At 33.4% G+C, this 25856-nt stretch carries 19 protein-coding genes; 13 read left to right on the forward strand and 6 right to left on the reverse strand.

The genetic code is table 11. The annotated features are described in order from the left end of the window. Positions 1-49 precede the first annotated feature (49 nt). Complete coding sequence (locus tag ACJJV4_RS18780) at positions 50-1216, forward strand: MFS transporter (protein WP_405296935.1); 1167 nt, start codon at positions 50-52, stop codon at positions 1214-1216. Here ACJJV4_RS18780 and ACJJV4_RS18785 read toward each other — a convergent pair. Further along, positions 1213-1875 carry an ABC transporter ATP-binding protein gene (locus ACJJV4_RS18785; protein ID WP_405296936.1) on the reverse strand — a complete coding sequence of 221 codons (663 nt, stop codon included), beginning with the start codon at positions 1873-1875 and terminating at the stop codon, positions 1213-1215. The two genes, ACJJV4_RS18780 and ACJJV4_RS18785, sit on opposite strands and share 4 nt — an antisense overlap. Before the next feature lie 121 nt (positions 1876-1996). Between ACJJV4_RS18785 and folE the strand changes: the two genes are divergently transcribed. The 6 genes from folE to ACJJV4_RS18815 all read left to right on the forward strand — a co-directional run bounded on the left by folE (position 1997) and on the right by ACJJV4_RS18815 (position 6444). Further along, positions 1997-2584 carry a GTP cyclohydrolase I FolE gene (gene folE / locus ACJJV4_RS18790; protein ID WP_042494719.1) on the forward strand — a complete coding sequence of 196 codons (588 nt, stop codon included), beginning with the start codon at positions 1997-1999 and terminating at the stop codon, positions 2582-2584. Between the two features lie 57 nt (positions 2585-2641). Beyond that, a complete protein-coding gene (locus tag ACJJV4_RS18795) occupies positions 2642-2920 on the forward strand; it encodes a hypothetical protein (RefSeq protein WP_042494720.1) in 279 nt (92 codons plus the stop codon). A 197-nt stretch (positions 2921-3117) separates the two neighbouring features. Continuing rightward, positions 3118-4518 (forward strand): dihydrolipoyl dehydrogenase, encoded by a 1401-nt coding sequence (lpdA, locus tag ACJJV4_RS18800; RefSeq protein WP_405296937.1) that lies wholly within the window; start codon positions 3118-3120, stop codon positions 4516-4518. 332 nt (positions 4519-4850) lie between these two features. Next, a complete protein-coding gene (locus ACJJV4_RS18805; RefSeq protein ID WP_405296938.1) occupies positions 4851-5435 on the forward strand; it encodes an RNA polymerase sigma factor in 585 nt (194 codons plus the stop codon). After that, on the forward strand, positions 5435-5605 hold the full coding sequence (locus ACJJV4_RS18810; RefSeq protein WP_405296939.1) for a hypothetical protein: 171 nt from the start codon (positions 5435-5437) through the stop codon (positions 5603-5605). The genes ACJJV4_RS18805 and ACJJV4_RS18810 overlap by 1 nt, the downstream gene beginning before the upstream one ends. A 23-nt stretch (positions 5606-5628) precedes the next feature. Further along, positions 5629-6444, forward strand: coding sequence for a mechanosensitive ion channel family protein (locus tag ACJJV4_RS18815; RefSeq protein WP_405296940.1), 816 nt, complete (start codon positions 5629-5631; stop codon positions 6442-6444). A 160-nt stretch (positions 6445-6604) separates the two neighbouring features. Here the strand turns inward: ACJJV4_RS18815 and ACJJV4_RS18820 are convergent, their stop codons facing one another. Together ACJJV4_RS18820 and ACJJV4_RS18825 are read right to left on the reverse strand one after the other, a co-directional pair. Continuing rightward, entirely contained in the window at positions 6605-8026 is a 1422-nt protein-coding gene (locus ACJJV4_RS18820; protein ID WP_405296941.1) for an L-serine ammonia-lyase, read from the reverse strand. A 217-nt stretch (positions 8027-8243) separates the two neighbouring features. After that, positions 8244-11792, reverse strand: coding sequence for a choice-of-anchor I family protein (locus tag ACJJV4_RS18825; protein ID WP_405296942.1), 3549 nt, complete (start codon positions 11790-11792; stop codon positions 8244-8246). 477 nt (positions 11793-12269) lie between these two features. On the opposite strand from ACJJV4_RS18825, the gene dnaK reads away from it, so the two are divergent. Further along, positions 12270-14174 (forward strand): molecular chaperone DnaK, encoded by a 1905-nt coding sequence (gene dnaK, locus ACJJV4_RS18830; RefSeq protein WP_405296943.1) that lies wholly within the window; start codon positions 12270-12272, stop codon positions 14172-14174. A gap of 71 nt (positions 14175-14245) precedes the next feature. Here dnaK and ACJJV4_RS18835 read toward each other — a convergent pair whose 3' ends face one another. Next, the gene (locus tag ACJJV4_RS18835) at positions 14246-14593 is read right to left on the reverse strand and encodes a DUF4377 domain-containing protein (RefSeq protein ID WP_405296944.1); all 348 of its coding nucleotides are present in this window, start codon (positions 14591-14593) and stop codon (positions 14246-14248) included. A gap of 123 nt (positions 14594-14716) precedes the next feature. On the opposite strand from ACJJV4_RS18835, the gene ACJJV4_RS18840 reads away from it, so the two are divergent. The 4 genes from ACJJV4_RS18840 to ACJJV4_RS18855 all read left to right on the forward strand — a co-directional run bounded on the left by ACJJV4_RS18840 (position 14717) and on the right by ACJJV4_RS18855 (position 20074). Next, positions 14717-15946 (forward strand): class I SAM-dependent rRNA methyltransferase, encoded by a 1230-nt coding sequence (locus tag ACJJV4_RS18840; protein WP_405296945.1) that lies wholly within the window; start codon positions 14717-14719, stop codon positions 15944-15946. Positions 15947-16019: 73 nt separating this feature from the next. Beyond that, positions 16020-16967 carry an NAD(P)H-dependent flavin oxidoreductase gene (locus ACJJV4_RS18845; RefSeq protein ID WP_405296946.1) on the forward strand — a complete coding sequence of 316 codons (948 nt, stop codon included), beginning with the start codon at positions 16020-16022 and terminating at the stop codon, positions 16965-16967. 208 nt (positions 16968-17175) lie between these two features. Next, the gene (locus ACJJV4_RS18850; RefSeq protein WP_405296947.1) at positions 17176-18936 is read left to right on the forward strand and encodes a serine hydrolase; all 1761 of its coding nucleotides are present in this window, start codon (positions 17176-17178) and stop codon (positions 18934-18936) included. Positions 18937-19087: 151 nt separating this feature from the next. Next, complete coding sequence (locus ACJJV4_RS18855; protein WP_405296948.1) at positions 19088-20074, forward strand: aldo/keto reductase; 987 nt, start codon at positions 19088-19090, stop codon at positions 20072-20074. Between the two features lie 7 nt (positions 20075-20081). Here the strand turns inward: ACJJV4_RS18855 and ACJJV4_RS18860 are convergent, their stop codons facing one another. Further along, entirely contained in the window at positions 20082-21209 is a 1128-nt protein-coding gene (locus tag ACJJV4_RS18860) for a hypothetical protein (protein WP_405296949.1), read from the reverse strand. 32 nt (positions 21210-21241) lie between these two features. Next, entirely contained in the window at positions 21242-22750 is a 1509-nt protein-coding gene (locus tag ACJJV4_RS18865) for a hypothetical protein (protein ID WP_405296950.1), read from the reverse strand. A 441-nt stretch (positions 22751-23191) separates the two neighbouring features. Between ACJJV4_RS18865 and ACJJV4_RS18870 the strand changes: the two genes are divergently transcribed. After that, positions 23192-25855, forward strand: a complete 2664-nt coding sequence (locus tag ACJJV4_RS18870) for a T9SS type B sorting domain-containing protein (protein ID WP_405296951.1) — start codon at positions 23192-23194, stop codon at positions 25853-25855. Position 25856 lies beyond the last annotated feature (1 nt).

The following is a 25856-nucleotide window of genomic DNA, read 5'->3' on the forward strand; positions in this document are numbered from 1 at the left end:
CTCGTCTTATCCATCAATTAAAAACTAAATTCGTGGCTCAGTTATTTTTATGAGGTCTTCAAAGCATATTTTACCAATTATTGTGTTTTCACAATTTTGCTGTACATCATTGTGGTTTGCTACAAATGGAGTTATTGAAGATTTAGTATCTAATTTTACGTTAGATAGTTCGGCTTTAGGACATCTTTCGTCGGCAGTGCAATTTGGTTTCATTATTGGTACATTTTTATTTGCGCTTCTAACGGTTACAGATCGTTTCTCTCCTTCAAAAGTTTTTTTCGTAAGTGCCACATCGGCGGCTATTTTTAATCTTCTTATTGTTTTAGAACAAAATAGCTTATTTAGTTTATTAATGTTTCGTTTTTTTACCGGTTTTTTTTTAGCAGGTATTTATCCGGTAGGTATGAAAATAGCAGCCGATTATTATAATAAAGGCCTAGGGAAATCTCTGGGGTATTTGGTAGGAGCTTTAGTTTTAGGCACTGCCTTTCCTCATATTTTAAAAGGATTTGGAAGCACTTTTCTATGGCAACACATTATATACACAACAACGATGTTAGCTATACTTGGCGGTATTGTTATGCTTGTTTTTGTGCCTAATGGACCTTACAGAAAGGCGGTTACAAAATTTGATGTTTCCGTACTTTTTAACGTATTTAAAGTACGTGATTTTAGAAAGGCAGCTTTCGGTTATTTTGGCCACATGTGGGAATTATATACCTTTTGGGCTTTTGTGCCTATACTTCTAAGTGGGTATTTAGAGTATCACCCAAACTTAACTTTTAGTATACCGTTATTAAGCTTTTTAATTATAGCATCTGGTGGTGTTGCTTGTGTCATTTCGGGTTATTTATCCCAAGCATTTGGAATTAAGAAAATAGGAGCAATGGCACTCTTTCTTTCTGGTGTATGTTGTTTAGTTTCTCCTTTATTTTTTAATCTAGAATCGGAAACCGTATTTATTGTGTTTTTGGTGCTTTGGGGTATGGTTGTCGTAGCCGATTCTCCTTTGTTTTCGACCTTAGTTGCTCAAAATGTGAGCGCGGAGCATAAAGGCACAGCGTTAACTATTGTTAACTCTATTGGTTTTGCTATTACTATTGCTAGTATTCAATTGGCCACTAGTTTAATAGACGTTATAGAAGTTAAATATTTGTTTTTATTTATTGCTATCGGTCCGGTTTTAGGACTCGTTGGCCTTTTAAAGAAAAACTAGTTTACAATTTTCCCATCTACCATGGTTAGTTTTCTATCGGCGAGGTTAGCCAGTTCTTCATTGTGGGTTACAATCACGAAAGTTTGTCCGAATTCGTCTCGTAATTTAAAAAACAAACTATGCAGATTCTCGGCAGATTCACTATCTAAATTTCCCGAAGGTTCATCGGCAAAAATTAAAGCGGGACTATTAATAAGAGCTCTAGCCACAGCAACACGTTGTTGCTCTCCTCCAGATAATTCGTTAGGTTTATGGTTGTATCGGTGCGACAAGCCTAGAAAATCTAGCAATTCTTTAGCGCGCTTTTCTGCATCTTTTTTATTTGTTCCTTTTATAAAAGCAGGTAAACAAACATTTTCTATAGCTGTAAATTCAGGAAGTAATTGATGAAATTGAAAGATGAAACCAATATGCTCGTTTCTAAATTTAGCCAAAGCTTTATCGTTAAGCTCGCCAATATTGGTGTTGTTTATTAATAACTCAAAACCTGCAACAGGCGAGGCTTTATCTAAGGTTCCTAAAATTTGTAAAAGAGTTGTTTTTCCTGCACCCGAAGCACCCACAATAGATACCACTTCACTAGGTTTAATATGTATATCAACACCTTTTAGAACTTGTAAATCGTCGTAGAACTTCTGAATGTTTTTTGCTTTAATCATCTAAAAAAAATATAGGCGTGAAATTACTACTTTAAGTTGTGCCGTACAATTTTGAATCAATTTTATTGTATAGTCCTTTTTTAGACTTATATTTATTTTCAAAATTAAACTATAGTACAAGATGCCTTACAGAAAGCTAGAAGAATACAATATGCAGGTTACCGATGATGTTAAAAATAGATACCGAAACATCATTGAAGATTTAGGTGAAGATACCGAGCGCGAAGGTTTAGTAAAAACTCCAGAACGTGCAGCAAAGGCCATGCAGTTTTTAACTCAAGGTTACGATCAAGATCCTGTTGAAATATTAAAAGGCGCTATGTTTAAGGAGTCTTATAATGAAATGGTTATTGTAAAAGATATTGAGTTGTATTCACTTTGCGAGCATCATATATTACCGTTTTTTGGAAAGGCGCACATAGCCTACATTCCAAATGGCCATATTGTAGGTTTAAGTAAATTGCCTAGAATTGTAGATGTCTTTGCTAGACGTTTACAAGTGCAAGAACGCTTAACAGAACAAATTTTAGATTGTATAAACGATACCTTAAAACCTCAAGGAGTTGCTGTTGTTATTGAAGCATCGCACATGTGCATGATGATGCGCGGTGTACAAAAACAAAACTCCATAACCACAACTTCTGGATTTAGAGGGCAATTTGAGAAAATTGAAACTAGAAACGAGTTTTTAAAATTAATAGGGAAGTAGTCTTTCAATAAACTTGGTATGTTTCTTGTTTATAAAAAAGTATAAATTACTATTTAAATGAACAAATACAAAAAATTAGCCATAAGTATTGCCTTTGATGCTTTAGGTTACGTCTCTTTCGTAATTCCAGGTTTTGGAGAATTTACCGATGTGGTATGGGCTCCTGTTTCAGCTTGGTTAATGACGAAGCTTTACAAAGGTAAACCCGGTAAAATAGCAGCTGTAATTTCTTTTCTAGAAGAAGCAGCGCCTGGTTTAGACGTTATTCCAACATTTACACTTATGTGGCTATACACCTATGTTTATAAAGCAAAGGAAACTATTATAGAAGTTTAATTGAAAACTGTTAAATTGGTTAACCAATTTAGTGATAATTTACAATTTAAAGGATTTAATGAGTGAATTTTAAATAATTAGGCTAAAGAAATAGAAGACTTATAATTCTATTTGATAAGTTATTTTTTTTATTGACTTCCCATAAAACATTCGTATTTTTGATTTTATATTACAATAATAAACTTCAAAAAAATATTATGAATTCATACGATGTAGCCGTTATTGGCTCAGGTCCAGGAGGCTATGTAGCAGCGATTCGCTGTGCACAATTAGGAATGAAAACTGCAATTATTGAAAAATATAGTACCCTTGGTGGTACTTGTTTAAATGTAGGATGTATCCCGAGTAAGGCCCTTTTAGATTCTTCACACCATTATGATGATGCTGTAAAACATTTTGAAGAACACGGTATTGAAATCCCTGGTGAAATTAAAGTGAATTTAGAAAAAATGATAAGCCGCAAACAAGCAGTTGTCGATCAAACAACAGGTGGTATTGATTTTTTAATGAAAAAGAATAAAATTGATGTTTATCAAGGTTTAGGAAGTTTTAAAGACGCAACACATATTTCAATTGCTGGAGAAGAAACTACCGAAATTGAAGCTAAAAATACTATTATAGCTACCGGAAGTAAACCATCTACATTGCCATTTATTACATTAGATAAAGAGCGCGTTATCACATCTACGGAAGCATTAAAATTAAAAGAAATTCCAAAACACCTAATTGTTATTGGTGGTGGAGTTATTGGTTTAGAATTAGGACAAGTTTATAAACGTCTTGGAGCCGAAGTAACTGTTGTAGAATACATGGACCGTATTATTCCAACTATGGACGCTGGTCTGTCAAAAGAATTAAATAAGGTTTTAAAGAAACAAAAATTCAAAATAAATGCATCTCACAAAGTAAAATCTGTAGAACGCGTTGGTGATGAAGTTATAGTTAAAGCTGATAATAAAAAAGGAGAAGAAGTAGAGTTTAGAGGCGATTACTGTTTAGTTTCAGTTGGTCGTCATGCATATACTGATGGTTTAAATGCCGAAGCTGCTGGAGTAAAATTAACAGATCGCGGTTTAGTAGATGTAAACGAGCATTTACAAACTAGCGCATCTAATATTTATGCCATTGGAGATGTTATTAAAGGAGCCATGTTAGCCCATAAAGCTGAAGAAGAGGGGACTTTTGTAGCAGAAACTATCGCTGGACAAAAACCACACATTGATTATAACTTAATTCCAGGTGTTGTTTACACATGGCCAGAAGTTGCTACAGTTGGTAAAACTGAAGAACAATTAAAAGAAGCTGGTGTAGAATATAAAACTGGTCAATTTCCAATGCGTGCTTTAGGCAGAAGTAGAGCAAGTATGGATTTAGATGGTTTTGTTAAAGTTTTAGCCGATAAAGCTACAGACGAAATTTTAGGAGTACATATGGTTGGTGCACGTGCTGCCGATATGATTGCTGAAGCTGTAGTTGCTATGGAGTATCGCGCTTCCGCGGAAGATGTATCTCGTATGTCTCACGCACATCCAACATTTACAGAAGCTATTAAAGAAGCAGCATTAGCTGCAACTGAAGATAGAGCATTACATATATAGTTCTCAATATTTATTTTGATAAAATATTAAAATAGTTTTTAAGGCTGTCTAATTTCGGTTAGCAGCCTTTTTTCTGTTCTTAATAAAAAGCAATGATATAAAACAGCTTTTTTTTCTTAAAATTGTGCTAAATTTACATCGATTAGTTAAGGTTTATTCTTTCAAAATTTAATTTTAAAATATTTAAATTTTATTTTGAAGTATAAACATCTTTATTTTAGGTGTTTATAGTTTTGTTTTGTGTTTTTTTAAAGAAATATAAAAAAAAGTGTGACCATTTAAATGTATGCGTGTCTTAACAATTGTAACCCTTAAACTAGCGTGAGCTAAATTTGAAAACCCTACCAAATATTAATAACAAATCTGATGAAGATTTGATAAAAGGCATCGTTCATAGCAATGATACGCTGCTTTTTGAAGTTCTATACGATAGGTATGCGACCTTGGTATATAACAAATGCATGGGGTTTGCTAAAGATGAAGATGAAGCAAAAGATTTAACACAAGATATTTTTTTAAAGTTATTTGTTAAATTAGCAAGCTTTAAAGGAAATTCAAAATTTTCAACATGGTTGTATGCGTTTACTTATAATCATTGTGTTAATTATGTAACTAGAAATACAGCGAAAAAAATAGAAAAGCAATCAGTAGATTATGCTGATGCGGAAAATGTAGAAAGCCTCTATGAAGATGAAGAAGATGATAGTAGTTTTCTAAATATGAAAGTTGATAAATTAAAAATAGCATTAGAGTTGATTTCTCCGGAGGAAAAAATGATTTTGCTTTTAAAATATCAAGACTCCTTGACTATAAAAGAAATTGAAGATGTTTTAGGTATAGGAGAAAGTGCCGTAAAAATGCGAATTAAACGAGCTAAAGATAAATTAGTAGACGTTTATAACAATAACCTTGGATAATGGAGAACCCGTTTTTAAACATAAATAAGCCTTTAAAGGAAGTTCCTCAAGAACTGAAGGCCAAGGTTATGAGCGATATTGCCATGGCCAAGTTAATTATGGAAATAGCCGAATTGTTTTCGTACAATTTATCGAGTGTAATAGAGCTAACCATGAGAAGTAGAAAATAAGTAACCAAAATACCCTATATAAAATGAACCTTGTCGACAGTTTAAAAGAATCATTAAGTACAATTTGGGAGAGTATTGTAAGTGTGTTGCCTACTATCGCAGGAGCGATAATAGGTATTATAATTGGAATATTAATTATTAAGCTAGTAGTTAATATTATAAAGAAATCATTAAGGTTTATCAAGGCGGATAAGCTTGATGATAAAATAAATGAAATAGATTTATTTGGAGATAAAAAGATAAAAATTAATATTATTGATATTGTAGCGAAGTTCGTAAAATGGATGCTCTATATTATTTTAATAATGATTGTTACCGATTTATTGAATTTAACAATGATATCTGATGGTATCAAGAGTATTATAAGTTATTTACCTAAATTAATAACAGCACTAGCGATATTTGTTATTGGTTTATTGTTTGCGAATTTTGTTAAGAAATCGTTACAAACATTTTTTGAATCGATGGAATTGTCTGGTGGAAAAATGATTAGCCAGTCTGTATTTATGTTGCTTCTTATTTTTATTTCTATTACAGCTCTAAATCAAGCAGGTGTAGATACCGAAATAATTACCAGTAACATTACCATGATATTGGCGGCATTTTTATTAGCTTTTGCTTTAGCTGTTGGTTTAGGAGCACAAAAAGTGGTAGGAGATTTATTTAAAACTTTCTACACAAGAAAAATATACGAAGTTGGACAAATTATAGAATTTAACGACATAAAAGGAGAAATTGAATCTATCGATGGTATATCGGTAACATTAAAAACAACAACAGGGAAAATGGTAATTCCTATTAAAGATATAGTGGAAAGTCAAGTACGAATACAAGGTTAACTTTAAGTTAGGGTTAAAATTTGGTTGGTTACTATTTTGTATTAAGAACCACTTTCTACTGGTCTCTTCTCATTAATTTGAGAGGAGACCTTTTTTTTTATCTAAAATTTACGTTAGAAAAATTAAGAAGTATTAAAAAGGAAAATACCGAGATAAAGGATTAACAATCGGACAAGTTAACGCTTACAGCTAAACCACCTTCACTGGTTTCTTTATATTTAGAATTCATATCTTTCGCTGTTTCCCACATGGTGTTAACCACTTTATCTAAAGGTACTTTTACGTTATTGGGGTCTGTGTCTAAAGCTAATTCTGCAGCATTTATAGCTTTTATAGCACCCATAGCATTGCGCTCGATACAGGGTATTTGCACCAAGCCACCAATAGGATCACAGGTTAAGCCTAAATGGTGTTCCATTGCAATTTCGGCAGCAACTAAAACTTGCTCCGGAGACCCTCCAAGTAGTTCTGTTAAAGCGCCAGCAGCCATAGCTGACGATACACCAATTTCGGCCTGACACCCTCCCATAGCAGCGGATATTGTGGCACCTTTTTTAAAGATACTGCCAATTTCTCCAGCAACTAATAGAAATTTTTTAATATCCTCGAAATTACCATCGTGGTTTTCAATAACTAAATAATACATCAATACAGCTGGAATTACACCAGCGCTGCCATTGGTAGGTGCCGTAACAACACGACCTAAAGCCGCATTTACTTCGTTTACAGATAGGGCAAAACAGCTTACCCATTTCAATATTTGTCGAAATTTAACTTCGGTATTTCTTATGGCATAAATCCATTCTACCGGACTTGTATATGGTGATGTACCTTGTAGGCGTGTGTGCATATCAAAAGCACGCCGGCGTACATTTAAACCACCAGGTAAATGCCCTTCAGTATGGCAACCTGTATACATACATTCTAGCATGGTATCCCAAATGCGTTTCAATTCATAGTCTATTTCCGTTTCTGATCGAATAGATTTTTCATTTTCTAAAACAACTTCAGAGATTGGTTTATTTAAGTCTTTACAAAACTTAAGCAATTCTAAACCTTTATCAATAGGATATGGAAAAGAGCATTTTATTTCAAAATTCTTTTTAGCATTTTTACGTTCTTCTTTCACAACAAATCCGCCACCAATAGAGTAGAAGGTTGATTTCACTTTTTTACCTTTAATTATGGTACTAAAAGTGATGCCATTAGAATGAAATGGTAGAAACTTCTTATTAAAAATGATGTTTGTTTCAGGCTGAAAACTTAATGTTTTCTCGTTGTTAAAAGGTATTGTTTCCGTCGCTTTTATAGAAGCAATAGTCGTCTCAATGTCAATTATTGGTAGTGTTTCTGGGTTGGCACCAGTTAAGCCTAACATTACAGCATAATCTGTAGCATGACCTTTTCCTGTTAGTGATAATGAGCCATATAAGTCTACCTGAATAGTTTCGACTAGATTAAAAGTGTTGTTCGCTTTTAATTCGCTAATCCAGCGTTCTGCAGCACGCCAAGGCCCCAAGGTGTGAGAACTAGATGGTCCAATGCCTATTTTTAGCATATCGAAAACAGAGATACATTCCATAGTTACGAAAACGTTGTATTTGGAGACAAATATATATAATGTTTTAAGAGAAGAATTAAATATTGTATCAATTTTTATAGTTGAAAAGTTAAAAGATTGTAAATTGAAATTAATTAAAAAGCTCTAATGTCCATTTATTCAATTAAATTTTGAAATAAAAAAAAGCACCTTCAGTCAATATGAAGATGCTTTGTTTAAAATGATTTTTTTTATAAGTCTATTTGATTATCAGTTTTGAACTGTCATTATCTCCTGTTTTTAAAACATAAGTTCCCGTCGATAAATTTGGTAAATTTAGTTGAGTAGCGTTTTGTTTGGAGAGTATATTGCGTCCTTGTAAATCAAAAAGACTTACATTACTCGGTTGATTAAAGTAAATAGTCTGGTTCGATTTGGCAGGGTTTGGGTATACTTTAAACGTATGGTTCGCTTCAATGCTATCCGTGTTAAGTAATATGTTGTTAATGCTATATATACTAATGGTTGAGCTCACTTCGTTGGATAGAACGATTAGTCCTTTACCATTTGGACTGTTTTCAGGATGAATATAAATAATACCTTCTGGACCTAAATCTCCACCTTCATCATCGCCTGTAGTTCTATTATTAATGTATTTTATGAAGATTGGATTATTTGGGTCGGTAACATCATAAGTCATAAAGCCACCAACTCGCTCAAGAGTTATGAATGCGTAAAAGCGGTCATTAATTTCGGCAACAGTGACACCTTCTGGCTCTGGACCTTTATTATCGCTCCTATTTTTAAAATTATTATTGCTATTACTAGCATTAAACAGTTCCGAGTAAATTGGGTCTGCTGCAGTAATGCGCTCAAAATCGTCTCCACTATCATAAACTAAAGCTCCGGTGGTTGCATTCCAAATGCTAAAAGAGCGGGAACCAAAAGCATGTATTTCGTCTAAATCCCCATCACCATCTGTATCGCCAGTTGCGTTGGTAAAGGTTAAACGTCCTAAGTTACTTTCTAAAGCTAACAAATCTTGGTTTGGAAACTTGGTTGGGTCTAAGGTAACATCACTTAGTTTTACTTCTTCTTCGTAAGTGTCGTATTCTCGAGCATCACCTTCATTAGCTGTTACTAAATATGTAATTCCGTTAACTTCGTAAGAGGCAATAGCATCGGGCATATACATACCTTTTATTGGCCAATTAGCATGAAATATAAAGTCTGTTTTATCGGAAGCATCTATCGTGTTTCCCACTAAACTATGGTCTTTTAAACCTAAAGGAATAATATTGGTAATGCTATTTGTTAATAAATCTATAACCGCAACGGCATTATTTTCTTGTAACGTTACCCATGCGGTTTTAGAATCGTTTGCAAAGGTTATGTATTCTGGTTCAACATCTTGAGATACTGTAGCATTTGGACCAGTTATACGAACATTTACTGCTTTTAAACTTTCTATTTGGTTATCAAAAGCATTAAAATTTAAAAGGTTAACATGATTTTGATTTATGTTGCCTAAACCCGGAGTAACATCAATTACTGAGATACTACCTTCAGGATCTACCGAATAATCGTTGTTTGGTTGGCCTTCATTAGCAGATAATAGATTAGTTCCATCTGGAGTGTAAGCTACCATGTCTGGTAAGTTACCGACTGTAACAGCTGATATATTATTTCCATTATGGTCCATAAATAAAACAAGCCCATTTTCTAACGGACCTTTAGAGATGGCAACTGCAATTAATCCGTTTTTATAGGCAACACTTGTTGGATCGCCGTAAGTAGATAGATCTACCGTTTTTTTAGATGATATATTATCTATGTCAGAGAAGTTTAGTATTTCTAATTTCTGAGCGATTGAGTTTATTACAAATAAAGATTTGCAACTTGGGCTATGTACTGAAATTTCCGCAGAACCATTAGAATCTACTAAATAGCTAGTTTCATAAGTAATCCCTAAATTGTTGCTAGCTATTTTATCAGTGTTGTCATTATCCAAAATATAAACAGCACTCATGTCATTATTACCAAGTGCCGCATTAACTGGATTTGAAAGTTGTAAAATGAATAATTCATCACTTTCAGCTTCATTATCATTAATAATAGGAATATTAATTTCGGCAGATGTACTATTGGCAGGAATACTAAAGGTTAGGTTTTCAAAAGTAAAATCTGTGTTTTGTGTTGCCGTAAGCAACTCGGTTACCAAATTAACATCTACAGAAATGGTATTAGCAGAGACAACTGATGTTTCTAAAACAACGTTAACAGAGTTACTGTTTTCAGCAATACTGTAATGCGCCGCAGCAAATGTAATTTGTGGCATAACATTGGTTGCCGGTGAATATACACCTGGCGTAGCGTAAACATTATTTTGTTCAGATTGACCGATAAAATTTGTAGTTGCTATCCAGTTTGTGCCATCGTTAAAATCGGCATCAAGATTTAATAATTCGATTGAAGGGCCATTACCATCAGCATCCGTTGGCCAAGGAGATTTATCGTCGTATTCAAATTCAAAAATACTTGAACCTTCTGTATTTAAAATTTTTAAAAGCTCTCCGCCATTTCCTAAGGCATTCGATATACCTTGTGGCATATCAATAAATGTTTGTCTATAAAATGTATCAGCTGTTGTTTTGTCTGTTGCGAGAAGAATAATGCCATTAGCTGCTAAAGATTGTTCCGAAAAGGTGAAAATAAAGTTCCCTTCATCTTTTATTTGAAGACCTCCTAATTCTATGGTAGTGTTACTATTATTATAAACTTCTAGAAACTCTAAAGCATCAGAATTATCAGAAGGCGCATTATACATAATTTCGGTTATTATTAAACCCGAAGCCGTGTTATTAAAATATAAGGCATGGCTCGTAAATATTGACTCTTGAGTATTTCCAGCTATATCCTCAATATTACTCACGGTAAGCACATATGCTTTTCCTGTAATAAATCCAGAATGGTTTAAAGTAGCTGTTTTAGTAGCATCATTATATGTAATAGACAAAATACTAGCAGCGTTATTCATATTGTAATTTAATAGATCTTCTACAGAACTTTTTGTTACATTTTCAGAAAAAACAAGTTCTAAAGTGTTTGCATTAATTACGGAAATATTGGCAACAGATGGTGAGGTAGAGTCAATTGATGAAATTGAAAATGGCATAGTATTAAATGGCACATCTGGAGCAATGCCATCAGCACTATTATCGTCACCATTATCTTGTAAATCGTAGTTTGACATGTTATTTAGCTCTACTAAAAAGCCATTAATATCTAGGCCTGTGCGTGTACCTTTATATTGTGCAATATCGGTACCATCTGGATAAGTAATAGCAGTTGTACCAACAGTTAATTCTGTTCCCGATAAATCACCAAAAGCAGAGCCAGCATTGGCTACTGCAGCAATAAAGCGTGTTGGTGTACGTGGTGCTGTGCCTGAAAATGCAAAAATAGCTTCGGATCCAGCAGATATACCACCAGGTTCTCCCGAAATAGTACCGGCGGAAACGGATGGAGTTTCACTAATGGTATAAAAAGTAATAACCGTTCCAGCTGCTATGGTAGCGGCTCCCGAATTCCATGAAAAATCGTTTTCATCGGTTCCAAAAGCACTGCCATTCCATTCCGAATCTGTGAAGTAAACTGTTGTGTTCGCAGGGATATCTACAAATGTAACCATCGCAAAATCGTCGTCACCATCTGCATTAAAACCAATAAATGCCATGTCGCCAGGATTGAGTTGCGCGTTGAGCTGACCAAAAATAAAGAGAGAGAGGACTAGTAAAAATTTTTTCATAATAATATATAGGATTAATTAGCTTGTGAAATTAAGCTCCAAATATTTTTAAAATATGATGTAATTGTTATAAAACTTTAAACAAACAAGGTTATATGTTAAGTAGAGTTTAATTTATTGTTTTTTAGGAGTTTAAGTGTGTTTTTTTACGTAGTGATAATGAAGTTTGATTAAGGAATTGAACGGCATGCTGGAACTCCCGACTTTAAGAGCGCAACTAGTGAAATAATAATATCAATAAATTCAAGAATTTAAAATAAAAACCAATGATTAAAGCCTACGCTTTTTTATTGCGCCACAAAACAATGATTACCCAAAATACTAAAGCTTTACTAAATTTGGTTACTACTGTCTGTTGTTACTACGACTGTAACAATATAAATATGACACTATGACATGTTTTTTTTGTTGGCATAATGATTGACTTATACAACTCGAAATTAAAAATGAATTTTCAACACAAATAAAAAATATATTATGAGTAAAATTATTGGAATCGATTTAGGAACAACCAACTCTTGCGTTTCTGTGATGGAAGGTAACGAGCCAGTAGTTATTCCTAATGCAGAAGGAAAAAGAACAACACCATCAGTAATCGCTTTTGTAGAAGGCGGTGAAATTAAAGTTGGTGATCCTGCAAAACGTCAGGCTGTAACTAACCCAACAAAAACGGTTTATTCTATTAAACGTTTTATGGGCAACAAATATTCTGAGTCTAAAAACGAAGCGGAACGTGTTCCTTACAAAGTAGTAAAAGGAGATAACGATACGCCTAGAGTTGATATTGATGGTCGTTTATATACACCACAAGAATTATCGGCTATGATTCTTCAAAAAATGAAGAAAACGGCAGAAGATTATTTAGGGACTGATGTTAGTGAAGCGGTAATTACTGTACCTGCTTACTTTAACGATAGTCAACGTCAAGCAACTAAAGAAGCTGGTGAAATCGCTGGTTTAAAAGTTAGACGTATTATTAACGAACCAACCGCAGCTGCTTTAGCTTACGGTATGGACAAAAAAGGAACTGACCAAAAAATAGTAGTATTTGATTTTGGTGGAGGAACGCATGATGTATCTATCCTTGAATTAGGTGATGGTGTATTTGAAGTACTTTCTACAGATGGTGATACACACTTAGGTGGTGATGATGTTGATGAGAAAATTATTGGATGGTTAGCCGATGAGTTTAACGCTGAAGAAAACATGGATTTAAGAAAAGATCCAATGTCTTTACAACGTTTAAAAGAAGCTGCTGAAAAAGCTAAGATTGAGTTATCATCTTCTGCACAAACAGAAATTAACTTACCTTACATTACAGCAACTGCTAGTGGACCAAAACACTTAGTGCGCACATTAACACGTTCTAAATTCGAGCAATTAATTGACGATTTAGTAAAACGTACTATCGAACCATGTGAGTCTGCTTTAAAAGCTGCAGGTTTATCTAAGTCTGATATCGATGAAGTTATTTTAGTAGGTGGTTCTACTCGTATTCCTGCAGTACAAGCTGCTGTAGAGAAATTCTTTGGAAAAGCGCCAAGTAAAGGTGTAAATCCTGATGAGGTTGTTTCTCTAGGAGCTGGTATCCAAGGTGGTGTATTAACGGGAGATGTTAAAGATGTATTACTTTTAGATGTAACGCCTTTATCTCTTGGTATTGAAACTATGGGTAACGTATTTACTAAATTAATTGAAGCAAATACTACAATACCAACTAAAAAATCGCAAGTATTCTCGACAGCAGCAGATAATCAACCATCTGTAGAAATTCACGTATTACAAGGTGAAAGAGCAATGGCTGCCGACAATAAAACAATTGGACGTTTTCACTTAAGTGATATTCCACCAGCAAGAAGAGGTACTCCACAAATTGAAGTAACTTTTGATATTGATGCAAATGGTATTATTAAAGTATCTGCGGAAGATAAAGCAACTGGTAAAAAACAAGATATCCGTATCGAAGCTTCTTCTGGATTAAGCGAAGAAGAAATCGAGAAAATGAAAGCAGATGCTGAAGCAAATGCTGAAGCAGATAAAGCTGCAGCTGAAAATGCACAGAAATTAAACGAAGCAGATTCTATGATTTTCCAAACGGAAAAACAATTAGAAGAGTTTGGTGATAAAATATCTGATGATAAAAAACAGCCAGTTGTTGATGCTTTAGCAGAATTGAAAGCAGCTTACGAATCTAAAGATTTAGCTGTTATTACACCTGCTTTAGATAAAATAAACGAAGCTTGGAAAGTAGCAAGTGAAGAAATGTACAAAGCACAAGCGGAAGCGCAAGGCGGCGCTCAACCAGGACCAGATGCGGGAGCAGGAGATGCTCAAGCTGAAGGAAGTGACGTTGAAGACGTAGATTTCGAAGAAGTAAAATAAATTAAAACGCAGAAGCCGTAAGGCAGAAGCTAATAGTTATAAAAACGCAACCAGAAATGGTTGCGTTTTTTTTATTTCTCTATTTCTTTGCTTAGAACTTCTATAAGTTCATATTTTACTGAACTGCCATCTTGTGGCGGATTTTTAATTTTTATTTTATTGACACTTATTTGATAAATATAGCCTTCTTCGTATATACCATCAAAGCCTTCTATACTTTGACAAAAATATTGCCAATCATTTTCGTTAATTATTTTATTTTCTTGAGCTTGATAACAATTAAGAGTTCCTCCAGCAAAAGATTCAACGTCAATTTTTTCAGAATTAATCCATAAACTATCAATAAAATCAGTGTCATCGCTGCAAGAGGTTAGGTTTAAAACTAAAAAAGCTAAAATTATGGTCAGTTTAATATTCATGTTTGAGTTTTTCTAAAGATGAAAAAAATTATAAATGGTTGCGTGCTGTTATAAGATTATTTTAGAAAATAGTTTTTGTATTTATCCCAAAGAAAACAAGTACTTTTACAGTAAATTTTAAGCATGCTATTTTCTTCTAAAATAAAATCTAATTATAATCCAAAAAGGTTAGCTGTAAAACTAAACGCTAAAGGCGAACAGTTTGTAGTTCAGGGGCATCCATGGGTGTTTTCGGATAATATTACCAAAATTAATGATAACGCCAAGTCTGGCGATTTGGCTATTATTTTTGGAAAAAATAAAAACCGCGTTATTGGTTTAGGCTTGTATGATGCTAATTCACCAATTAGAATTAAAATGCTACACAGCAGCGCAGAAAAAGTAGAGATTAATGCTACTTTTTTTAAGCATAAAATAAAACAAGCTTATGCTAAACGAAAATCTTTACTTAAAACTAATACCAATAGTTATCGTTTGTTATTTGGTGAAAATGATGGTTTTCCAGGGTTAATAGCCGATGTTTATGCATCTGTTTTAGTGGTAAAAATATATTCTGAAATTTGGTTACCGTATATAGAAACTATTATACCGGATTTACAAGAAATCTCAGAATGTAAAACAGTAGTTATTCGATTAAGTCGAAGTTTAGAAAACTCTAAAAAACATAAGTTAGAAAATGGCGATGTGGTTTTTGGAACTTTAAAAAATGAAGTTGTTAAGTTTGTAGAGCACAACGTAAACTTTTCAGCAAACGTGATAAAAGGCCACAAAACGGGTTATTTTTTGGATCATAGACCAAATAGGAAGCAAGTAGGTGAGTGGAGTAGCGATAAATCGGTGCTTGATGTGTTTTCGTATGCTGGCGGATTTTCGGTGCATGCACTTTATAATGGAGCAAGAGAAGTTACCAGTTTAGACATTAGTAAGCAGGCTTTAGAAATTGCTTTAGACAATGGTAAGCTTAATAAATATAAAGGCAAGCATATCACTATTGCCGGCGATGCTTTTGTGGAATTAAAAAACTTAATAAAAGATAAAATTACTTTTGATGTTGTGGTTATCGATCCACCAAGTTTTGCCAAGCAAGCTTCGGAAATAGAACTCGCCAAAAAGAAATATGCACAGTTAGCAGAATTAGGCGAGAAGCTAACTGCTAAAAACGGCTTACTTATGTTGGCGTCTTGCTCCTCTAGAGTACTAGCACAGGCTTTTTATGATATTAATAGTCAGGTGTTGGCATCTACTAAGCGTAATTATAATATTTTGCTTAAAACACAGCATGATACCGATCATCCCATTGGATTTCCCGAAGGTGCTTATTTAAAATCTGTGTATTACCGGTTTATTGATTAGTTGATATCTGTAATATGAGAAATGTTATGCGTGCATAATATTTTATTATATTTGTAGAAACTAATTCTACGCAATGGAAACTAAACTCACCACAATACTTAATATAAAATACCCAATAATTCAGGCTCCAATGTTTTTGGTATCGAATACGGCCATGGTTATAGAAGCTATGAAAGGTGGTATTGCTGGTTGTATTCCAGCATTAAATTACCGCACGCTAGAAGAGCTAAAAGCAGCTATTCATGAATTAAAAGCGGCTAAAGTAGAAGGCGGTTCTTTTGGTTTCAATTTAATAGTAAATAAATCGAATATAAAATATAAAGAACAACTTCGTGTGCTTTGCGAAGAAGGCTGCGATTTTATAATTACATCTTTAGGAAGTCCAGAAGAAACTATAAATCAAGCGCACAAAGTTGGTATTAAAGTGTTTTGCGATGTTACAGATTTACATTTTGCCAAAAAAGTAGAAAGCCTAAAAGCCGATGCTGCTATTGCTGTAAATAATGAGGCAGGAGGACATCGCGGTAAATTATCTCCAAAAGCGCTTATAAAAGAATTAAAATTGAATTTAAGTATTCCAGTAATATCTGCTGGAGGTGTAGGTTGTAAAGCCGATATTGATACTATGATAAGTTATGGAGCAGATGGTGTTTCTGTAGGAAGTCCTTTTATAGCATCTTTAGAAGCTGGAGTAACCGAAGAGTATAAGCAAGCGTGTGTAGATTATGGCGCTGAAGATATTGTAATGACAGAGCGTATTTCTGGAACACCATGTACCGTAATAAATACGCCGTATGTTCAGAAAATAGGAACCAAATCTACTTGGATAGAATCCTTTTTAAACAAAAGTAAAACCCTTAAGAAATGGGTGAAAATGATACGTTTTTCCATCGGGATGAAAGCCACGCAAAATGCTGCAACAAAAGCGACTTATAAAACAGTTTGGGTTGCAGGACCTAGTATTGCACATACCAATAAAATTCTACCAACAAAAGATATTATTAAGCGTTTAGTTGAATAATATATTAAAGGCTTAGTAAGTTGTATACCCTAACGTATACAAAATTAAATGATGAAAATTTACAAATCTCGGTTTGTAAACTTTTGTTTTTTTACATGAAGATGTTTTTTGAGATTTTTTGTAACTTATTGGGGGTATTAACCGTCTTACAAGAATAATCAATCAATCAATCAATCAATCAATCAATCAATCAATCAAAAAACATCTTATGAAATCACAATCAAAAAATTTAAGCTCAACAAAAGACTTTTTATTCTTAGTACTAGTATTAGTTTGCCATATAACTCTGGCTCAAACAAAGTCCGAAAAAATAGATCAACTTATTAGTAAGTATAGCGAGTACGGTAAGTTCAACGGTTCTGTTTTAGTTGCAAATCAAGGCCAGATTATTTTCAAAAAAGGTTACGGCATGGCAAATATGGAATGGGATATGCCAAATGCTTCAAATACAAAACACCGTTTAGGTTCTATCACCAAGCAATTTACCGCTATGCTTATTTTGCAACTCGCTCAAGAGGGTAAGTTAGATTTAAAAGCACCTATAGCCACTTATCTTCCAGATTATCATAAGGAAACAGGAAATGTAATTACGGTACATCATTTATTAACCCACACTTCGGGTATTCCAAATTACACCTCTTTTCCGGGTTTTATGGAAGATGAAAGTCGAAATCCATATACACCCGAAAAGTTTGTGAAAAAGTTTCAAGATAAACGTTTAGATTTTACGCCAGGAGAACGATTTAGCTACAGTAATTCTGGATATTTTTTATTGGGTGTTATTGCGGAAAAATTATCAGGTAAAAGCTATGAGGTTTTATTAAACGAAAATATTTTTGAACCTTTAGGTATGCATGAGACAGGTTTTGATAAGCATAGTGATATTTTAAAAAATAGAGCAACTGGCTATGAGAAAGAAGCCGGAAGTTATAAAAACTCTAAATATTTAGATATGTCTATTCCGTATGCCGCAGGTTCAATGTATTCAACAGCCGAAGATTTATACTTATGGGACCAAGCACTTTATACTAATAAAATATTATCTAGAAAGTATATGGACTTGTATTTTAAACCTCAAATTCAAGCTTGGGGAAATCTTCAATACGCTTATGGTTGGGGGGTTGGTAAAGTTGAAATTGGTACATCTAAAGATAGTATTTATGCTATTCAGCATGGTGGTGGTATCAATGGGTTTAATACCAATATATTACGAACACCTTTAGATAAATCGTTAATTGTACTTTTAAATAATACAGGAGGTGCTCCGCTTAATTCAATATCTAATGCTATTTTAGGAATTATTAATAACAAAGCTTATAATATGCCTAAAAAATCGGTAGCAGATGCTGTGTTAACTGTTATTGAAGCAGAGGGAATAGATGCAGGAATTACTCATTATAATGAAATTAAAAACTCTAAACTTTATAATTTAGAAGAAAGTGATTTGAATACTATGGGATATACACTGATGCGCTCTGGTAATATAGAGGCATCTGTAAAAGTGTTTGAGTTAATTGTAGATACTTTTTCGAAGTCATCAAATGCTTATGACAGTTATGCTGAAGCTTTAATGAATTTAGGAAAAAAAGATTTAGCTATTGTTAATTATAGAAAATCAGTAGAATTAAACCCTAATAATCAAAACGGAATAGATTTCCTAAAAACGTTAGGAGAGGATGTCAGTGACTTGGTAAAACAAGTTGAAGTGCCAGAAGCTACATTAGAAACCTACATTGGTAATTACGAACTTATGCCAGGATTTATCCTAGCAGTTACTAGAGAAGGGAATCAACTTAAAACTCAAGCAACAGGACAACCTGTATTTGATGTATTTCCAAAATCTGAAAACGTTTTTTATTTAAAAGTAGTTACAGCACAATTAACTTTTAATAAAGACGAATCTGGAAATATAGAAAGCGTAACATTGTTTCAAGGTGGACGTGAAATTACAGGTAAACGTATAAAATAATTGTAGTCATCCATTAATGAAATAAACACCTTACATAATCTCATGGAAGGTGTTTTTTTTTTAATAAGCATCAATTATTAAAAAAAAAAACGGAGTGTTAAAAACGTTTTAAAGTTTTTACCAATTGCTGTTTTAAACATAACTTTGTGATATGCAAAAAAGACAATTAGGAAAATCGGGATTTAAGGTAAGTGAAGTTGGATTAGGGTGCTGGCAATTAGGTGCAGATTGGGGACAAGATCTATCTAAAGAAACTAGTTTTAATATTTTAGATGAAGCCTTTAAGAACGGAATTACTTTTTTTGATACTGCCGATGTTTACGGTAACGGAAAAAGTGAAACCTTAATTGGTGAATTCTTAAAAACAATTAAAACACCAATAAAAGTGGCTACTAAATTTGGTCGTTCTAGTGATGTTTATCCTGACAGCTATACCAAAGCTTTGTTGCGTAAAAGTATAGAAGATTCAATAGAGCGTCTGGGTGTTAAATCGCTAGATTTGTTACAGCTTCATTGCATACCAACGCAATATTTAATAGAAGGTGATATTTTCGATTGGTTAAGGGAATTAAAAGCCGAAGGTCTTATCAAACATTTTGGAGCTAGTGTAGAAACAGTAGAAGAAGCTCTTATATGCTTAGAACAAGAAGGTTTATTATCTCTGCAAGTTATCTTCAATATATTTAGACAAAAATTAGTAACGGAATTATTCCCAAAGGCCCAAGAGAAAGGTGTTGGTATTATAGTACGTTTGCCTTTAGCAAGTGGGTTGTTAACAGGTAAATTCAATAAAGACACAACATTTCCGGAAAACGACCATCGTAACTATAATAAAAATGGCGATGCTTTTAATGTTGGAGAAACCTTTGCAGGTCTTCCATTTCAAGAAGGTATAGAGATTGTAGAAACCATTAAAACCAGTATTTTACCAAGTGATTTGAACATGGTACAATTGGCTTTACGCTGGCTTCTGGATCACGATGCTGTAAGCTCTATTATTCCTGGAGCAAGTTCTGGAAAGCATGTAATTTCAAACGCGCAAACTTCCAATCTAGAAGTATTGTCACCACAAGTTCACAGCGCATTAATCGAATTATATAAAACAGAAATTCACGATAAGATTCGTGGCGGATATTAATTTGTTTCTATCTTTTACCTATACCAGTAACTAATTGAAAAGTTAATCCCCAATTATTGTCGTACATATTTCCATAGTTATAAAAGTGATTCAATCGCACTCTAGTGTGTGGTGAAACAACATAAGAGATGCTGTTTACCAAGTTTCCTTTTGTATTTGTTTCATTAGCATTATTTGGAAGGTTAAATATAACTGCGTTAGAGGTATTAATAATAAATACACTTTTAATATAAAACTCTAGGTTATTCTGTAAAGCTAAATCGGTACTATTATCCCGTTCTTGGTAAAAATTTGGTCCTCCATGTACTTGCGTTTCAAATTTAAATTTTTCACCAATTTTTTTAACAACATCTGCACCAAGTCTTGTTATGTAACGTTCATCAATACCTTCACCCGTTTTTCCTACCATGGTAATAATACCATATTCAAAAGATTTAAACAGCGGAGAACCAATACGTCCTGTTCCTAACCAAGATCCATTAAAATTAGGGTCAATAAACTTTACAGCATCTCTATTTGCTTTTTGTTCATCAGTAAGGTATGGCGCGTAAGTCACTAAAGGAGCGCTTAATAGGCCACCCGTATAAATGGCACCTTCAAAATCCAAGGTGTTAGATATAGCTGTTTTAAAAGAAATTCCTAAATCTTGTGTAAAGCCAAGATCTAAACTTAAACTATTTGCAATAAACGAGGTTACAGGATCTATTTTTGGGTTATGCCCAAATTTAATATTCGAATAGCCTATAAAAAAACTAGTTCTATCCCATTTGGTTCCAAATGAGAGCCCAACGTTTTGTAGTTTTAATTGATAATTAAGTGATGTTTTATCTTCTAAACTTCCAACAAAATCTAAGGAAACTTGAGATTTAAAGCTGGTTAAAGCTACATTGCGTATGTATCCCTTTTGCAACAAACGTTGGTTTTTTGCAAAATATTGGTATACCAATCTATTTTTTGGTCCAGAAGACGATAAGTCAAAACGTTCGGTATTTCCATCCAAATACCCTAAATGGATATTAGCTTGTAAATAATGGAACCTATGGGTTTGTTTTGATCTTTTTAAAGAGCTTTGTGCCTCTGTAGTTGTGAATAAAAAACAGAAAATACTAGTAAAAATATACGCGTAATATTTCATTAATATAAAATTTAAAAAAGCTTGCGTTGTAATTAATAATTGTAAAGTTGACTTCTAATACGTACTTTTTCTCGTAATTCTTTTGGCAATTTTACGCGGCCCATCCATAAAGGAATGATACGTTCATAAGAGACTAAGTATACATCCAAAACATCCTTTTCAAGTGTAGGATAGGTTAGGTAAACTTTACTTAAGCCTTTCTTAAAATTATCCACCCATTTACCTGTTTTTGTTTCAGTTAAAAGTGTAGATTGCTCGTAGGCCTTGGGCATTAAATCACTATCGAAACTTATTGTAGGTTGCGCTGGATTATAACGCCGACTTTTTGGGTAAACATTAAAACCGTAATGTAAACCATATAGCTTTTGCTCTTGTATCATGGCTAAATCTACGTTTGTAATGGTAAGTGTAAACGGTGACCATTTTCCGGTAACCTTTATTTCGCTCAAACATTCCGTGTCTTTAATATCAATGGCACTAATAGTAATGTTGTCTAGATATTGCAACCAATTCATATCAAAAATAAGAGGTGTTTTGTTTGAGTAAAAACCTTCATCTCTAAATTGAGCCAATTTAATAGGTTGCTTTTCCGGCGCAATAATGCTCCTATACGTTTCTTTGCTTATACTGTTTAAATCTTGGTTCAGGAACAATCCATATTCAATTTTATAATGCTCCTCCATATCCAAAAGTTCTATAGCGCGTTCCGATTTATGGCCAACCTCTACCATTTCTGTTTTCCACACCTTTTTAATAGGGTTTCTTAAAGCGTTAAAATCAATAACAATATTTTGCGATTGTTCAGATAGTGTATCATAATCAAATCCAGTTAAATCGACATCTTCAATAGTCATTTCTGGATTTTTATAGGTTATTAAACGCTTATAAAAATTCTGGTCCAATAAAAACCAAGAGTGCGCTAGAATTTTACTTTGGTTGTAGTTTACCGGATTATGTATGCGCTTATCAAAATCCGAAAAATCTTCTGTGTTTAAATTAAACTCCCATTTTCCAGCAGATAAGCAGCCATTTGTAATTCCTGTTCTATAAACTCTATTAAGTGCATTTTTATCAACAGGGGTAGAAGTTTCAGAAAAAAGAACTTCAAATTCTTTAAACTCCTTTCTTAAACTCACGCCATATCTATTAAACTCTTCCAGAAGCAATTCAGGGTATAAATGCTCACCTTTAGCGTTAAATGAAGGTACAATTCTAAGTAAATCAAAATCGGGAACACGCACCTGATTTCCTTTGCCATCCATAAAAATAAAATCAACAATTAGGGAGCCTTTAGGCGTGGCGTCATGTAGCTTTAATTTAACCACATTAAAATGCATAGACAAACTATCTGTTGCGTAGGCAGCATCTTTTTCCCAGGCATCGAAGTTATAAGTTTCACTGGGGCTTATGGCATTGATGGTCATTATTCCATTAGGGAACTCATCAAAATATGCTTTAATATCACTTGGTACGTTATTTTCTTCGTTACCTATATGGTTTGCCCATTTATAAGAGTAACAACCCGTTAGAAAAAAAAGCATTAAAATTAATACAATCTTTAGCCCGAAAAATGGCGACTTAATATTTTGGAGAGAAATCATGCTACATTATAAATTTACGGAGCACAAGTTACGAATTATCCTATAAAAACTAATCGAATATAAATAGCATTAGGTCGATTATTTACACTTTTTTGGCGCAACCTTTCAGGTCGGGCTATACGCTACAAATCCTCGTAGCACAAATGGAAATTTGTGCTACTGTGGGCTTTTCACTGCTATCCCTTGCGCATAGCTTGCAGCTGTGGTTTGAATATTAAGGGTTAGTGTTTATCAAAAAAATATGGTCTGCTCTTGTTTTGCAAGGCGTTATAAGCTTGCTTTAAATTTAGATGATTGACTAAATATATACATTGCCTTATTCAAATATTTGGTATTTTAATACAGAACCTATTACATTTGCATATATACCTAATGCGCTAAATGAACATATTAGATAATTATTTCCGTAAGTTTCATGAACTTTTTATTCTTAAATCTAAATCTTCATATGGCTTAATAGCGTTGTTATTGTTAACTTCATTTTCTGCAGTTAGTCAAACTTTCGACAGATTAAATACGCAAAACCTAAAAGGCGGTCACATTGGTTTTAGTTCGTTTGTAGATTATAACAATGATGGGTTTTTAGATGTTTTTGTTACCGGAGTCGATTTTGATAATAGATTCAATAATGCTGTGTTTTATAAAAATAATGGCGATTTAAGCTTTACTGAATCCAATATTACTAATATTCCTAGAGTTATTTATGGCGATCATTCGTGGGGAGATTTTGATAATAATGGCACCCAAGATTTACTTTACACCGGAACTACAAGTGGTGGGGCTGATTATGCTATTACTAAAGTTTATAAAAATTCTAAAAATGGATGTGAATTTATCGAAATTCCTTTAGGCTTACCAGGTATTTATACAGGAAGTTCTAAGTGGGTCGATATTGATAGTGATGGTCTTTTAGATATTTATTTATCTGGTTTTGATGTGAGTGGTGTGGCTATTATTACAGCATATAAAAATGAAGGTGATGATACGTTTACAAAGCAAGATATATCGACACTTGATGGCGTATTAGGAGGGAGAGGTAATTTTACACGAAACAAATCGCGGTGGGAAGATTTTGATAATGATGGTTTACAAGATTTAATTATTGCTGTGTCTTCTAAAACAGACAAGTCGTTTGATGTTTATAAAAATTTAGGGAATTTTCAGTTTTCTAAACAAAATATCGGACTTCCTCAGCTTTCATATGTTGCTATGGACATTGATGATATTAATAATGATGGACTTGCAGATATTGTATTTACGGGGAGTCCTAATCTTGAAAATACATCAGGTGATGGAACAGGGGATTTTTACATTTTTACCAATAATGGTAATATGAATTTCTCCAACACTTTTACAATTGCAGACGAAGGTGTTTTTTATAATGATATCGAACTCGGGGATATGGATAATGATGGGTTTTTAGATGCCATAAATTATGGAACAGGACCTTGGGGGACTTTTCCGGAAATAACGAAAATGTATAAAAATAACGGAAATGGAACTTTTTCTAACTTTTCGCATACCTTACCCGACTGCCGTTTTGGAGGTGTTGAATTTGGTGATTTTGATAATGATAACGATTTAGATATTCTTTATTTTGGAAGGATATCAGACCCGAGGGATAATGAAATCACCTATATTTATGAAAATAAACTGATAGATAAGGCCGCGCCATCAGACATTGTTGTAAGTCAAAATTGCATTTGTGATAACACTTTAAATTTTAGTCTTAACAGTGATTCAGACTCGGTTATATGGAGTTTTGATGATCCAACCACAGGTGCATTAAATACGTCTTTAGATAAGAAAACAAGTCATTTGTTTTCAAATGAAATGACGTATACCATTTCAGCAACTTACACTAAAGGTACCTTGACAAGTACAATAACAAAGGTTGTTAATATCATTGGATTACCTAGTATAGCAAAGCCAGACGACCTTGTAACATGTTCAGGAGGTAGTGTTAATACATTTGATTTTAATACTTTAAAGGATACTGAAATACTTCAAGGAGCATCGCTTGATAATTTTGAGTTGTTTTATTATACATCTTATAACAATGCAGAATCTGATGTATATAGACTTACCATGCCATATAACTCCCAGAATGTAAACGAAACTATTTATACTCGAGTTCAAAATAAGAATAACTCTAGTTGTTTTGTTATTACCGATTTTGATATTATTTATGAGGCACCACCAAGAGCTAATGCCATTGGCTCCCTTTTTACTTGTGATGATAACGATGATGGTTTTGCGCTATTTGATTTAACTTCTACCGAAGCCACTGTAATTGGTGCTCAAGATAAAGTTACAGTGGTGTATTATGATAATCTTGGGAATATAATTCCGGTGAGTTCGTTAAGTATTTATGAGAATACTATAGCTAATAGCGAAAAAATTACGGCAAGAATTGTAAGCACAGAAACAGGATGTTTTACTGAAACCGAAATAAACTTAGTGGTTAACCCGCAACCAAAAGCAAATATTATTAGTGAATTAACGGGCTGTGATGATGATAATGATGGTATTTCTAAATATTTTGATACTTCTATGGTTAAAGCGGAAGTACTAGGCAATCAAACTAATATGGATGTTGCTTTTTATAATAGCAACGGCGATTTATTATCTGAACTTCAAAATCCATACACTAATATAATTCTAGATAGTGACTTTATTACAGCAAGACTTACAGATAGTGACACGGGATGTTTTACAGAAATTAGAGTGCTATTACGAACAGTTTCGAAAGTAAGTTGTATCGAAGAATCGGGAGAAGAAGTGGTTATCGATGGACCGAAGTTTTTTAGCCCAAATAATGATGGATTTCATGATTATTGGCAAATTAAAAACATTAATAAATATCCAAATTCGCGTGTTTTTATATTTGATAGATACGGTAAACTCTTGAAAGAATTTACAGAAAATAGTGTTGGATGGGACGGTTTTTATAATAAAAAAGCATTGATTTCTGATGATTATTGGTACAAAGTTAAACTTAGTAACGGACAAATATTTTCCGGACATTTCTCATTAATAAGATAAC

It is taken from the genome of Algibacter sp. Ld11, from assembly GCF_045066735.1.
In the GTDB taxonomy this organism is placed as follows: domain Bacteria; phylum Bacteroidota; class Bacteroidia; order Flavobacteriales; family Flavobacteriaceae; genus Algibacter.